This is a genomic window from Pseudoalteromonas sp. THAF3, from assembly GCF_009363775.1.
Lineage (GTDB): Bacteria > Pseudomonadota > Gammaproteobacteria > Enterobacterales > Alteromonadaceae > Pseudoalteromonas > Pseudoalteromonas ruthenica.
This window is the reverse complement of the sequence record NZ_CP045418.1, coordinates 214,654-227,500: the sequence shown is the minus strand read 5'-3', so window position 1 is coordinate 227,500 and position 12,847 is coordinate 214,654. Positions and strand designations below refer to the sequence as shown.

The window sequence follows — 12,847 nt, the reverse complement described above, 5'->3', positions numbered from 1 at the left end:
TCAATGAATACTGATTTTGATATCTGTCGATATCGAATTGACTGTGCTGAATAAATTAAATTTATTCTGTTGGTCACTCAGCTCAATTGAGACTCTAAATTTGTTTGCGTCATCTAGCGAACTAGAATCGGCTGTTAGAACTCAATCTGTACGAGTGCCCACACAGATGATTGCTTCATATTTTTAAAGAACGTTTTAGGCTTTCGCCTCGGAAGCTTTGCTCCCGTTCAGGGCTGCGCATTCTACGCTTTCCTGATTTTCTGTCAACACTTAATTTCGAGTTTTTTAATTCACTTTAAACTAAGTTTTATTTGACTCACCTGACTTATTGAAGTGCTCGTTTGTAAGCAGTCCGCCGTGTCGGTGGATGCGCATTATAGGGAGATCGAAAATGAGATCAACACTTTTTTTAAAGATCTTTTCTGATCGCTCAATTTAGCAACAAAAATGTGTTTTTTGCTCATTTTTAATACATCTATACTGAGCTTGAGCAATAAAACCCGAAGTTTCCCGCTTTACTTGTTGCTATGTGTTGTAATGTCGTTAAGATAACACACTGCATTTTGTTAATTTTATGTTTATTCTATGTATATTTGGTAGATCACAATGACGTCACCTAATTTAAAAGCAATTATAATCTCAGTTTCTATCGCTGTTCTGGGTTTTCTTATACTGCAATTTGCAGTTCCTCAGCTGCAGCTTTCACCAGCCGTTACATTTGCGCTAGGCGCTATATTGGCGGGTTTCGCTCCCTTAGCTTTCAGCCAGTCACCGCAGCATGATGCGGTAGATGCCGATGTAACCGATACGAAAACACTCTATGTTGGTAACTTACCCTACCGTGCAAACGAGCATATGGTTAAGGAGTTATTTGAACAACATGGCACTGTTTTCAGTGTTCGATTACTCAAAGATAAACACACAGGCAAGCGCCGAGGTTTTGGTTTTGTCGAAGTCGCATTGAAAGATGCGGATAAGATAATTGATAAACTGAATGACAATGAGTACCAAGAACGGACTCTGAAAGTTAGAGAAGCGAAGCAAAAGCAAGAAGGCAACGCATAAAAAAAGAGGGCTTAAGCCCTCTTTTTTTATATTCCATCACCATCTATATGCAAACCACATTCTCGATTGAGGCCAAAGAAGCGCGTTTCCTCTTCGCTCATACCCGGCTCCAGTTTACGAGTAGTATGCACATCCCCCATCGAAACATAGCCTTGCTCCCACAAAGGGTGATACGGCAGATCATGTTTAGTTAGATACTGGTATACATCACGGTTCGTCCACTCCAATATAGGATAAACCTTGACCGTACCGCGACTAATTTCAACCACATTTTTGTCCTGTCGAGTGCTCGACTGCTGACGACGTAAGCCACTGAACCAAGTACCTACTTCCAGCTCGTTCAATGCTCTGGTCATGGGCTCAACTTTGTTGATCTGGTTATAAAGCTTAATGCCAGCCTCTCCCTGCTCCCACAACTTACCATACTTAGCTTCTTGCCATGCGGGACTGATAGCTGCTTTATAGACTTTTAGATTAAGCTGTAAGCGCTCAGTCATCTGCTCTATAAACTGGTAGGTTTCTGGAAATAAGTACCCTGTATCAGTCAGCACTACGGGAATGTCGCGCTTTTGCGCCGTTAGCATATGCAGCATCACCGCCGCTTGAATACCAAAGCTGGAGGACAGCATGGGTGTGCTTGGCAAGTTATCCAGCGCCCATGCAACACGTTGCTCTGGGGTTTTGTCCGCAAGTATTCCGTTTATATCGGCTAGCAAGCTTTGTTGCTGCTCTTTTTCAAGCGTTAAAATGTGCTTAAAATCACTCATGACTTGTCCTCATTCCCGCACTTAGTTAAGCGTGGAAATCTGTCTTTGATACTTTGACTTCAGTAACGATGCCTTGGCGAATAACAAAATCACCAAACCCTTCGTCTTGCTCGCGTTCATTGGCCCAACGACCGATTAGCTCGTCTAGGGCTTCTAAGTAAGTCTCTTCGCCAACATTTTCGAGATACAACTTAGGAATACGTGTTCCTTCTCGGTTGCCCCCGAGATAGAAGTTATACTTACCCGGCCCTTTACCCACTAAACCAGCCTCGGCGAGCATGGCTCGACCACAACCATTGGGGCAACCAACCACGCGCAAAATAATGTGCTCATCGGCAACATTGTGCTTGGATAGTAAGGCTTCCGTTTTTTCGATTAAACTCGGTAAATAACGTTCAGCTTCTGCCATCGCCAACGGACATGTGGGCAATGACACACAGGCCATAGACGCTTTGCGCTGCTCGCTATCAGCGTCGTCTATAAGGCCATGCTCATGCGCCAGCTGTTCTATTATGGCCTTTTGCTGTGCAGGCACACCGGCGATGATAAGGTTCTGGTTTGCAGTCATGCGGAAATCACCTTGGTGGATTTCTGCAATTTTTCGGCATCCTGTTTTTAAAGGCTTACCTGGAAAATCTAGGATACGGCCATTTTGAATAAACAAAGTAAGATGGTGTTTACCATCTATGCCCTCAACCCAACCAAAACGGTCACCACGGTGAGTAAACTCATAGTCACGACTTGGTTCAAACTTGACGCCAGCGCGCTTTTCAACTTCCGCTTTAAAGGCATCACTACCAAAGGTGTCTAAGGTATATTTCGTTTTCGCGTTTTTACGATTTACGCGGTTACCCCAGTCACGCTGCACTGATACCACATGCTCAGCAATCGCTAAGGTGTGTTCTAAAGGCACAAAGCCAAAGTCGTCTGCTTTACGCGGATAGGTATTCACATCACCATGAGTCATGGCTAGGCCACCGCCCACAAGTACGTTGAAACCAATAAGCTTGCCATTTTCAGCAATCGCCACAAAGTTCAAATCATTGGCATGTACATCCACTTCATTATTCGGCGGAATAGTGACCGTCGTCTTAAACTTACGCGGCAGATAAGTAGATCCCAAAATAGGCTCTTCATCTGTGCTCTCTGACTTTTCACCATTAAGCCAAATTTCCGCGTATGCTCGGGTCTTCGGCAACAAATGCTCAGAAATCTTCGCAGCCCACTGATAAGCCTCTTGATGTAGCTCAGACTCTACTGGGTTTGTGGTACACAACACGTTACGGTTCACATCACCCGCAGTAGCGATAGAATCGATACCGACACTGTTGAGCATCTGGTGCATATCTTTGATGTTAGGTTTGAGCACGCCATGAAACTGGAAGGTTTGTCGCGTCGTCAAACGGATACTGCCGTACATGGTTTTTTCATCTGCAAATTTGTCGATGGCCAACCACTGTTGTGGCTTGATAATACCGCCTGGCATCCGCGCCCGTAGCATCACGTTGTGCAATGGCTCTAGCTTTTGTTTTGCCCGCTCTGGGCGAATATCGCGATCATCCTGCTGATACATGCCGTGGAAACGGATCAGCTGGAAGTTGTCAGCGTTAAAACCACCGGTGATCTGATCCTTAAGATCAGTTTCAATGGTGCCACGCAAAAAGTTACTCTGCGTTTTAAGACGCTCGTTGTCAGCAAACTTCGCCTCGGGGTCGTGCTTGCTATTTGGCTTGTAGTCGCTCATATCAATTCCTACATTATTTGCGCTGACGGAATGCGCTTAATAAACATCTTTTTGGTAACGGTTGGCGCTGCGTAAATCTTTAATGTACTGCTCAGCACTTTCGTCGTCTTTGTTGCCATGTGTTTTAACGACATCAATTAAAGCTTGATGAACATCTTTGGCCATACGATTCGCATCACCACACACATACAGGTGAGCTCCTTGCTCTAGCCATGCGAAGAGTTGTTCACCTTGCTCACGCAGACGATCTTGGACATACACTTTTTCAGCCTGATCGCGACTCCAGGCAACATCGATGTTGGTAAGTAAGCCCGATTTTAAATAACCCTGAATTTCGGTTTGATACAGGAAGTCTTGCGTAAAGTGTGGGTTACCAAAGAAGAGCCAGTTTTTGCCCTGTGCGTCACGGGCTTCACGCTCTTGTAAAAACGCTCTAAATGGCGCGATACCGGTTCCTGGACCAATCATAATGACTGGCGTGTTATCATCGCTTGGCAAACGGAAGTTATCGTTGTGCTCAGTGAATACGCGAACTTCACTGCCTTCTTCTGCAACACGACATAAGTAACCTGAACAGCCGCCTAGGTGGTTCTCACCAAAGGCATCAAACTCAACCACACCAACGGTAAGGTGTACTTCGTCCTCAACCTCGCTTTGACTCGAAGCAATGGAATACAAACGCGGCTGCACCTTGCGCAAGCAATCAACCAACTCTTGAGCACCAATTTGTGCCGGATGCTGGAAAATCACATCAAACGTTTGTCGTGCTTCTATGTATTCACGCATCGCCGCTTTATCTTCGATAAGGGCCAACAGCTCAGGGGTGTTAGTGGCTAAGGCATACTTTTCCACAAACCCTGGGTAAGACTGAGTAAGTTCTAACTTCTCTATTAACGCATCACGTAGGCTGAGACTCTCATCACCGAGCGTTATTTGCGTAGCACCATCAAGCTGCAAGAGTGACAATACCTTGTCGACCTTGCTTTGCTCATTTAAGAAGTACACACCTAATGAATCACCTGGAGTGTAGGTAATATCCGACCCCTCTAAGGAGATCTCGATATGACGAACATCTTTAGTCGAGTCACGGCCAGTAATTTTCTGCACCGTCAGTAGTTCAGCTACAAAGGGGTTTTTCTTGTTGTACTGACTTGCCGCTGGGCTCGCAGCGCCAAATGGCATGCTCACCACATTTGCCTCGCCGCCTTGTTGCGCTTTCAGCTCAGGCTCAAATGCATCTAAGGCTCCAGCAATCCAGCTCTCGCTTTGATCTTCATAGTCAACGTCTAAATCAGCGCGTTGGTAAATGCTTTGCGCCCCGAGCTTAACTAAGCGCTCTTCAAAATCTTTCGCCGTTTGACAGAAGAACTCATAGCTTGAATCGCCTAAACCAAGCACCGCTATTTTAACGTCATCGAGCTTTGGCGCTTTTTTGGTGGTTAAAAATTCATGTAAGGCCTCAGCATCTTCTGGCGGCTCGCCTTCACCATAGGTAGAAACCACGATGCTAATAAATTTTTCTTTCTTTAATGCTGTAGGCTTGTAGTCCGCCATACTAACTAGTTTCGCGGCTAACCCTCTGCTTTGGGCTTGCTCTTTAAGTTGTGTGGCCACAGCTTTCGCGTTACCCGTTTGCGACCCGTAAAGGATCGTTAAAGCAGCAGCCTCAGTGGCAGCGGGCGCACTCACAGCTCCACCAGCCAAGGCTGCAGTATTTGCATTGGCAGCGAGATAACCACTGACCCACGCCTGCTGAATTGGATTAAGTTCAGCCACCAAACCTTGGAGCTTCTGCACCTGTTCAGGTGTAAGCGGGCTTGCAGCCGCATGCAGCTGGTTTAACAACATTTTAATTCCTCTGACCCATGAAAAACGCCACCATTTAAGTTTTCGGTGGCTGATTAAATTCGTACTACGTTGGCAACCCAAGTCACTTTTTTGGGTTTTTGTTAGCGTGAAGCATACCTATGAGCGACGCTTGGAAAAAAGAATAGAATCTGCTTTGTTATTCCATTTGGTTATGAAATTAGAATTTATCCAACAAAAACAATTTAACGGATCAGCGATTATAGTTACCCTGTGTCACTTTGGGGTAATACTCCTTCGGCACAATTTATAACCAAAAGAATCAACAGGTATAACAATGAGAAATTTTTCACACAACATCGTGGCACTCACGCTACTGTCAACGGCTAGTTTCGCTGCTCAAGCTCAGGTATTGGACAATGGTGGGTTTGAGGCTTGGAACGCGAATGTTCCTTCCGGGTGGAGCACAATCGATACTGGTATTGAAGTGAGTCAAGAATCTGCCAATATATATGCTGGCAGCTATGGTGCCAAGGTGCGCGTAACCACTGGCTCACAAAGCAGTACGGATCTACGACAAAGCATTGACGTAAGTGCCGGCCAGCAATATCAATTTGCCGTTTGGGTTAAACATACCGAAGGCAACGTGCGTGCACGGCTGTACGTTGATGGCTATCAAAACTACTCTAATCCAGCACAAACAAATCAATGGCAACAATTAAGCTATACCTATACTGCTACTAGCAGTGGTCAAATAGAGGTTGGCTTACGCTTTTATGATGTCAGTGGCTTTGATGGCAGTGAAGTGGTTTATATCGACGAATTTACTCCGAGCAACGGCCACAGTGAGCCACCAACAGGCTCTTGCAGTGAGCACACTGTCACCTTAACTCTACACACCGATAACTATGGCAGTGAAACGAGCTGGGAGCTGAGCCAACAAGGGGGCAATGTCGCTAATGGCAGTGGCTACCAATCTAACCAAGAATACAGTGAAGACATGTGCTTGGCCGATGGTGACTATACCTTCACCATTTTTGATAGCTATGGCGATGGGATGTGTTGTGGACAAGGCTCTGGCTCTTACGAATTAAGTAATGGCAGCACCGTACTAGCCAGTGGCGGGCAATTCACCTATTCGCAAGCCACATCGTTTACCCTCGGCGACAGCGACCCAGTAGAGCCCCCTCCAGTCGACGGTTACTATAGCTCAGCTTCAGGGTTAAGCGGATATGCCTTAAAAACCGAACTACATAACCTCATCAGTAACCATGCCAATCAGGGTTATGGTGCCATTTGGGGTTTCTATGATCAGTACGCTCGAGACAGCTATTATGAGAATGACAACAGTATTCTCGATCGCTACTCAGAGCGTCCTTCAAGCACTGACTCACACAGCTTCATTAGCATCAACGACCAATGTGGCAGCTACAGTCGAGAGGGTGATTGCTACAACCGCGAGCATAGCTTTCCAAAGAGCTGGTTCGGTGGCAAGGTTGAGCCTATGAACTCAGACGTGCACCATATTTTCGCATCTGACGGCTATGTAAATGCCAAACGTGGAAGTTATCCTTTTGGCGAGGTCGGCAGTGCTAGCTACACTTCCAGCAATGGTTCAAAATTAGGCGCCGCGCGCAGTGGCCTAGGTTACAGTAGCACGGTGTTTGAGCCAATTGATGAATTCAAGGGCGACTTTGCACGTGCCCACTTTTACATGGCAACACGCTATCAAGACCGTATTGCCGGCTGGAAGAACAATTCGACCTATGGCAGTGCCGTGCTTGATGGCAGCAGCAATCAAGTATTCAGCTCATGGGCACTGACGATGTTATTGCAGTGGCATCAGCAAGACCCAGTCTCTCAAGCAGAAATAGACCGCAATAACGGCGCTTACAGCCATCAAGGCAATCGTAACCCTTATATCGATCATCCCGAGTTTGCAGCCCTGATTTGGCAATAGTCGTTCACAACTAAAAAGGCGCCAATTGGCGCCTTTTTACACTTTAAATAACTTTAATCTTGCTCTAAGCCGTACAGCGTAATCTCAATACCTGCACCAATAGCAGAAATACGAAGTAAAGTATCGGCGCTAATGGCTTCATTAAAACATTTAGGCGAGTGACCAGAACTAAAGCCCAAATCAAACGTACGACGCGAGCAGCTCAGCCATTGTTTAAGTCCGGCTTTAGAACATGACTCAATCAGCTCGCACAATTCATTGATGGCTTTATCTGGGCTCGGGCTATCGACGTTAGCCTCAATACGCGCAAGCTGGCGTGTTTCGTCTTTATCATAGTGCAAAACAATGGCGCTTTTGTCTAAATCAGCGACTAGCGCGCTAATATCATGTTGTGACTCCAGCTCAAGATCCACATTAAGAAATTGAATATCTGCCATGCACCGTTCCTATTATCCACGCACTAGTTATTAACTGCGTCATTGTGTCACATTGACCGCCAATAACAAGAGCGTAAACTGAGTTACACCTGCCACAAAGACAACAATAATATGAATAAACGTCTTTTCAAGCACAGCCGAACACTGCACAAATGGGCTGGATACGTACTTGTGTTGCAATTATTTGCATGGCTCATGGGTGGCCTTGTGATGAGCGCACTACCACTCGACAAGGTGCATGGTAAGCATTTGGCAAAGCGCACGTTAGAGAACCCCTTTTCCAGTAGCGACTATACCGCCTCCTTGGATAACATTCGCATGCAGATGCCCTCACTGAGGCAGCTACAATTTACTCACCGCCTCAATCAACCAATCATTATCGCGGCTGAGGGCAAGCAAGAGCATGTTTTTCACGCCCAAACGGGTCAGCTATCTGCGGCTCTTAACCAAAAGCAGGCTGAGCGTATTGCCTATAACCATTATCTTGGCAAGGGTAAGGTTAGCCTCGCAGAGCGCCTTATCACTGGGCCACAGGAGGTCGGTTACCGTCAAGATGTGTGGCGTATCGAGTTCGATGACTGGTGTGCAACAACGCTTTATTTAGACGCGTACAGTGGCCAGTTCATTACTGTACGCTCAACTATTTGGCGCATTTTCGATTTCTTCTGGATGCTGCACATTATGGATTACCAAGAGCGCAAAGATTTCAACAACCCGCTGCTGATAAGCTTTGCAGCTGCCTCTGTATTGTTTGCTATCACAGGGGGGATGTTGTTGCTGCAAAACCCACCTTGGCGCCGACGGAAAAAGCGCAGCTAATGCCTAAAGGGCGATGCCTCAAAGGTGAGCACACCGCCATTGCTATTTACGAAAGTGTTGCTTCAATAATTGCGCGAAGGCTTGGACCTTAGCACTGCGATGCACTTGATGGTGAGTCACCAGCCAAATATCACTGTGCCAGCTTAACTCACTGCCAAGCACAGGCTTTAGCTGTGGGTATAAAGCTGCCACTTCTTTTTGCATCCCGCCAATCCCTAGGCCGCTGGCAATCGCCCGATTGGCATCAGACGTTTCTGACACCCGCAAGGTGATCTGCTCACCCGGTATATGCTCATCCACCCAAGCAAAATAAGGGACTCGACTATTGAACCCGGCCACACCAGATATGAAATGATGCTGTTGCAACTGGGCCATGGACTGTGGTTCACCGGTGCGAGCCAAATAACGTTCATGAGCGTACAACCCTGCCTCGATAGTACTGAGGTGTTGGGCAATATAATCGCCCTCATCTGGGCGCGGACCAGCACGCACAGCAATGTGTGCTTGGCCATGATCGAGGCGCAAGCGCTTTTGATCCAACAGCACTTCTAATTGCACCTGGGGGTGCAGTGTTTGAAACTGCTCACATACCGGCGCCAACACATCGATAAAGCCGCTTACTGTTGTTAGCAGTAACGAGCCAGACAAAGTCGTGTCTGCAGCCATAATATCGTTGTGTAATAACTCTAACTGCTCGTTGATTTGCTCTGCACTTGCAAACAGTTTGGCACCGGTTTCTGTCATGGAGTAACCTCGAGCATGACGGTGAAACAATCGCGCATTCAAACTTTGCTCGAGATGATTAATGCGTCTTAGCACTGTGCTATGGTGCACACCTAAGGCTTCGGCCGCTGAGGTAAGAGTCCCTCTTCTGGCAACTTCAAATGCTACTTTGATATCCTGCCAGTCATTAAATTCTATCGCCATGGTCGCATTCTCTGTGTATATACGCACATAAGCTTTGCGTTTTTTGCGCTTTTTTGCAAGTCTGATTTTGGCTAAAGTACGTACTAACACAGACCAACTGACAGCATTAGGATATTCACTATGGCAACAGCAAAAATTATCGCCCTCGCAGGCAGCCTTCGTAAAAATAGTTTCAATCAGGCAGTGATCAATCATGCCGCACAATTGGCGCAACAGCAGGGCGGCGAAGTCGAAGTAATTTCTTTGGCGGAGTTAAACTTGCCCATGTTTGATGAAGACATTGAAGCGCAAGGTGTACCAAGCAGTGCGCAACAACTAAAAGATAAATTGCGTTCAGCGGATGCTATTTTACTTGCTAGCCCGGAATACAATGGCTCAATCACAGCGGTATTAAAAAACGCCATAGACTGGGCATCACGTACTGAAGCCGGTGCGACGCCCGCATTTCGTAACAAGGTGGTAGCATTATTCGCAGCGTCTCCTGGCGGGCTAGGTGGCCTACGCGGCTTAAATCACGTGCGTGACATCCTCAGTGGCATTGGCGCATTAGTGCTTGGTGACCAACTCGCTATTGCTGGTATCCACGGCTTTGTCAACGACCAAGGAGAGCTGACCGACAGCGCCACCAGCGAGAAAATAGCCGGGCTTACGTCACAACTTATCGACGTAACGTCTAAGTTGAAAAGCTAAAAAGCTGCCGGCGATAGCGATATAACGCAATGACGTTGCTGCTTACAAACAAGCCCTCAAGTAACGCAGCCATGGGGGAGCCTGCAGCAACGCCATACGCTAGCCAACAACCACTACCCAAGAGCATCAGTAACCGCATCGTCAATTGCCGGCGCTGAAATGCAGCGCAGGTTTGTATACAACTTCCCGCCAAAGCCCACAGCGAAATAGGCGACTGCCATACAAATAAAGTTGTCAGTATCGACAGAGCTATAAATATCACCATCAGCCGCCGCTGTTGATAATGAATACTGAGCGCAAAGCGCAAAGACGCCAGCAGCATCAGGATGGCGCCGCTGTACTGAGTTAATAAAACATAATGGCCACTGGTCAGAGCCGTAGATAGCACCAGGCATATTAGGACACTGCGCCTTTGTGGTAATTGAAACGATACTAAATCGCAGACAATAGCAATAGCAATAGCAACCAGCAACTGAGATAACCAAAACCAATCCATACTCCCTCCACTGCCGGAGTATGCCGAGTATAGGCTGGGGCCGCCTTAACCTTTGTTAATTCAATCCTAAACGAGCGCGTATCCGCGACAGACTCACGGCACTAATCCCTAAATATTTGGCCACTTGCGTAAGCGATAATTGCGCCAACCAGTGTGGTCGGTGGGTTAATAAAAACTGGTAACGCTGCTGTGGACTTTGCAGCAACAGGAAGGCTTCTTTAGACTCTTTAAATAATACTTGTTGCTGTAGCAAAGCCATAGTTAATGAGTGCCACCGAGGCTGTGCCAGCTCAGCCAGGGGCACACGCAACAAGCAGCTGGGTTTGAGTACCTCTAAGCTGTAGTTTGCAGGTTGTTGAGTGATCCAGGCACTGTATATAAACGCCAATTCACCCTGAAAATAGAACTCTTTATAATGTTGTTGTCCTTGTTCATCGAGATACGCGGCAACTAACACCCCGGATTGTACAAAGTATGCATAATTCTGTTGTTGTTGCTGTTCGAGCAATACATCATGAGTGTTCATCTCTAAACTTTTGATAGCATGACTGTGAGCGAGTAACTGTTGCAGTTGCTCACTCACAACTTGACTGGCCTGCCCTAATTGCTGATAAGCCAAGGCACAAGCCTCTGCAACTGGTTAACTTTGCACATTTGTCGCTGCCAACTTTGCTTGAATAAAATCATTATGAGTTACATAGAGTAAATCAGCTACACGGCGAATAACATGCTCTTCATGCTTATCTAATTGGCCATCTGCATAGGCCAGTCGCCATAACAACTCGATAATCTCTATACGCTCCTGTGCATTGGTATTGTCATTGATCTGCTTAGAAAAACGGAAGTAATCAATGGCTTCATCAAGGTCTTGACTGGCCGCTGTGATTAAGTTGTTTACCTCTTCCTCGCCTAAATCAAAGTATTTCTGTAACAGCACGACCATGGCTTTGCGCTCATCTTCTTGAAGTTCGCTATCGGCACGCATCACCTCAACCAGTAGCGCTGCGACTGAGGTTTTAAAATCAGGCGAGTCATCTTGCTGTGGCTGTGACTGTAAAGAATTAAAGAACCGTTTTAAATTATTGAGCATGGCACGCCTCCCGCTTGGTGTTACACTCACTGTAAAGGATACTCCCAGTACACACAACAAGGGTTGTTTATGTCGTCATATCGCTATGCATTTCTGCTTTTCATGGTCGTAATGAACTGGGGATGTAGCTACACTCCTGCGCCTATTGGTGAGCAAGAAAAGTTCTATGACTTTGATAATAAAGTGCATTACTACCAAACTAGGTTAAGTAAAAAGCGCTATCGTCTGGAAGTGGTTGAGGATGGCTACCAACAGTTCGCCAACCAGAGTGTGTTTTTATTACGTCACAGTGCTCAGTTGTGTAACGATTCCACCTTCTCTTTGCGCATTACCCAAGGTGTGCAAGACTATGAACGCTTCCCTACTCACCCACGAGGTTATGAGCCCAACTTGGTTGCTGAGCTCATTTGTGAGTAGCCCTGCGCAATTAGTCTTTATATCCCCAAGGGGCTTTTGGCGGGGTAATGGGCTGGGTCAAATCAAAATCAACGCGAAACTCTCGTCCCTGGCGCACTAGCCGATAAGTAAATTGCTCTGGGTAAATATACATTTGCCAAGTATTACCCACTGATTGCGGGATCCCTTGCTGTACAAATAACTCTTTAGAGTACTGATCGGCCGGGAATGACTGCATGGTGGCATAACCGGCATCCACGGTATGACCGCCGTACATAGTCGAGACGTCATCGCTGCCATCCTTATGGCGATGGTCATGCTTTAAGCTTAAACCACTGCCCGTTTTAGTAATAATCCAGGTGCGCGAGGCATCATCACCGACATGAAACGGCACTTGTAACTCGCGCTCTGTACAACGGCGCACGTGCATGACCAGCTTTGCTTCGCTGAAGCTACTTGGTCCAGCGTTATCAACCGTCACCTTTCCTTGATACGCTTTACCACAATGCGCTTTGATATTATTAAAAAATGCATCGTGGGAAGGGATTGAGACCAAAGGCGCAGGGCGCGCTTGCGCACCAGTGGCAACAGCGCCTATCACAGATAACGCCGCACACGTAATCGCTAATTTCATGCTGAGTTCCAAGTAA

The 12,847-nt window shown here is 46.7% G+C and carries 14 protein-coding genes; 5 read left to right on the top strand and 9 right to left on the bottom strand.

Annotated features, from left to right (window positions below; translation table 11 throughout):
* Nucleotides 1-606: 606 nt before the first annotated feature.
* A complete protein-coding gene (locus FIU82_RS01095) occupies nt 607-1,065 on the top strand; it encodes an RNA-binding protein (protein WP_022946134.1) in 459 nt (152 codons plus the stop codon).
* 26 nt (nt 1,066-1,091) lie between these two features.
* On the opposite strand, the gene FIU82_RS01090 is transcribed toward FIU82_RS01095, so the two are convergent.
* Genes FIU82_RS01090 through FIU82_RS01080 form a run of 3 tightly spaced genes read right to left on the bottom strand, consistent with a single transcriptional unit; the run spans nt 1,092 to nt 5,424 of the window.
* Nucleotides 1,092-1,832, bottom strand: a complete 741-nt coding sequence (locus FIU82_RS01090) for a phosphoadenylyl-sulfate reductase (RefSeq protein ID WP_152440125.1) — start codon at nt 1,830-1,832, stop codon at nt 1,092-1,094.
* Nucleotides 1,833-1,857: 25 nt separating this feature from the next.
* On the bottom strand, nt 1,858-3,576 hold the full coding sequence (gene cysI, locus FIU82_RS01085) for an assimilatory sulfite reductase (NADPH) hemoprotein subunit (RefSeq protein WP_152440124.1): 1,719 nt from the start codon (nt 3,574-3,576) through the stop codon (nt 1,858-1,860).
* A 36-nt stretch (nt 3,577-3,612) separates the two neighbouring features.
* On the bottom strand, nt 3,613-5,424 hold the full coding sequence (locus FIU82_RS01080; RefSeq protein ID WP_152440123.1) for an assimilatory sulfite reductase (NADPH) flavoprotein subunit: 1,812 nt from the start codon (nt 5,422-5,424) through the stop codon (nt 3,613-3,615).
* A 295-nt stretch (nt 5,425-5,719) separates the two neighbouring features.
* Here FIU82_RS01080 and FIU82_RS01075 point away from each other — a divergent pair, with 295 nt between their 5' ends.
* Nucleotides 5,720-7,342: an endonuclease gene (locus FIU82_RS01075; protein ID WP_152440122.1), complete on the top strand. Its 1,623-nt coding sequence runs from the start codon at nt 5,720-5,722 to the stop codon at nt 7,340-7,342.
* A gap of 53 nt (nt 7,343-7,395) precedes the next feature.
* Here the strand turns inward: FIU82_RS01075 and FIU82_RS01070 are convergent, their stop codons facing one another.
* Nucleotides 7,396-7,779, bottom strand: coding sequence for a hypothetical protein (locus FIU82_RS01070; protein ID WP_022946129.1), 384 nt, complete (start codon nt 7,777-7,779; stop codon nt 7,396-7,398).
* 111 nt (nt 7,780-7,890) lie between these two features.
* On the opposite strand from FIU82_RS01070, the gene FIU82_RS01065 reads away from it, so the two are divergent.
* Nucleotides 7,891-8,598, top strand: a complete 708-nt coding sequence (locus FIU82_RS01065) for a hypothetical protein (protein WP_152440121.1) — start codon at nt 7,891-7,893, stop codon at nt 8,596-8,598.
* 42 nt (nt 8,599-8,640) lie between these two features.
* Here FIU82_RS01065 and FIU82_RS01060 read toward each other — a convergent pair whose 3' ends face one another.
* Nucleotides 8,641-9,525, bottom strand: a complete 885-nt coding sequence (locus FIU82_RS01060; RefSeq protein WP_026111280.1) for a LysR family transcriptional regulator — start codon at nt 9,523-9,525, stop codon at nt 8,641-8,643.
* Between the two features lie 120 nt (nt 9,526-9,645).
* Here FIU82_RS01060 and FIU82_RS01055 point away from each other — a divergent pair, with 120 nt between their 5' ends.
* Nucleotides 9,646-10,215, top strand: coding sequence for an NADPH-dependent FMN reductase (locus FIU82_RS01055; protein ID WP_022946126.1), 570 nt, complete (start codon nt 9,646-9,648; stop codon nt 10,213-10,215).
* Here the strand turns inward: FIU82_RS01055 and FIU82_RS01050 are convergent.
* The 3 genes from FIU82_RS01050 to FIU82_RS01040 are packed head-to-tail and all read right to left on the bottom strand — an operon-like array spanning nt 10,199 to nt 11,801.
* Complete coding sequence (locus tag FIU82_RS01050) at nt 10,199-10,711, bottom strand: YgjV family protein (protein WP_152440120.1); 513 nt, start codon at nt 10,709-10,711, stop codon at nt 10,199-10,201. The genes FIU82_RS01055 and FIU82_RS01050 overlap by 17 nt on opposite strands.
* A 55-nt stretch (nt 10,712-10,766) precedes the next feature.
* Nucleotides 10,767-11,330, bottom strand: coding sequence for a Crp/Fnr family transcriptional regulator (locus FIU82_RS01045; RefSeq protein WP_239409413.1), 564 nt, complete (start codon nt 11,328-11,330; stop codon nt 10,767-10,769).
* 21 nt (nt 11,331-11,351) lie between these two features.
* Complete coding sequence (locus tag FIU82_RS01040) at nt 11,352-11,801, bottom strand: TerB family tellurite resistance protein (RefSeq protein ID WP_022946123.1); 450 nt, start codon at nt 11,799-11,801, stop codon at nt 11,352-11,354.
* A gap of 69 nt (nt 11,802-11,870) precedes the next feature.
* Between FIU82_RS01040 and FIU82_RS01035 the strand changes: the two genes are divergently transcribed.
* Nucleotides 11,871-12,218, top strand: coding sequence for a hypothetical protein (locus FIU82_RS01035; RefSeq protein ID WP_152440119.1), 348 nt, complete (start codon nt 11,871-11,873; stop codon nt 12,216-12,218).
* Between the two features lie 10 nt (nt 12,219-12,228).
* Here the strand turns inward: FIU82_RS01035 and FIU82_RS01030 are convergent, their stop codons facing one another.
* Nucleotides 12,229-12,831, bottom strand: coding sequence for a hypothetical protein (locus FIU82_RS01030; protein ID WP_022946121.1), 603 nt, complete (start codon nt 12,829-12,831; stop codon nt 12,229-12,231).
* Nucleotides 12,832-12,847: the final 16 nt, after the last annotated feature.

Coding starts and splice junctions, on each gene's coding strand:
- FIU82_RS01080 (WP_152440123.1), bottom strand. CDS start 5,424: ATGTTGTTAAACCAGCTGCATGCGGCTGCAAGCCCGCTTACACCTGAA.
- FIU82_RS01090 (WP_152440125.1), bottom strand. CDS start 1,832: ATGAGTGATTTTAAGCACATTTTAACGCTTGAAAAAGAGCAGCAACAA.
- FIU82_RS01055 (WP_022946126.1), top strand. CDS start 9,646: ATGGCAACAGCAAAAATTATCGCCCTCGCAGGCAGCCTTCGTAAAAAT.
- FIU82_RS01095 (WP_022946134.1), top strand. CDS start 607: ATGACGTCACCTAATTTAAAAGCAATTATAATCTCAGTTTCTATCGCT.
- cysI (WP_152440124.1), bottom strand. CDS start 3,576: ATGAGCGACTACAAGCCAAATAGCAAGCACGACCCCGAGGCGAAGTTT.
- FIU82_RS01030 (WP_022946121.1), bottom strand. CDS start 12,831: ATGAAATTAGCGATTACGTGTGCGGCGTTATCTGTGATAGGCGCTGTT.
- FIU82_RS01050 (WP_152440120.1), bottom strand. CDS start 10,711: ATGGATTGGTTTTGGTTATCTCAGTTGCTGGTTGCTATTGCTATTGCT.
- FIU82_RS01070 (WP_022946129.1), bottom strand. CDS start 7,779: ATGGCAGATATTCAATTTCTTAATGTGGATCTTGAGCTGGAGTCACAA.
- FIU82_RS01075 (WP_152440122.1), top strand. CDS start 5,720: ATGAGAAATTTTTCACACAACATCGTGGCACTCACGCTACTGTCAACG.
- FIU82_RS01065 (WP_152440121.1), top strand. CDS start 7,891: ATGAATAAACGTCTTTTCAAGCACAGCCGAACACTGCACAAATGGGCT.
- FIU82_RS01040 (WP_022946123.1), bottom strand. CDS start 11,801: ATGCTCAATAATTTAAAACGGTTCTTTAATTCTTTACAGTCACAGCCA.
- FIU82_RS01035 (WP_152440119.1), top strand. CDS start 11,871: ATGTCGTCATATCGCTATGCATTTCTGCTTTTCATGGTCGTAATGAAC.
- FIU82_RS01060 (WP_026111280.1), bottom strand. CDS start 9,525: ATGGCGATAGAATTTAATGACTGGCAGGATATCAAAGTAGCATTTGAA.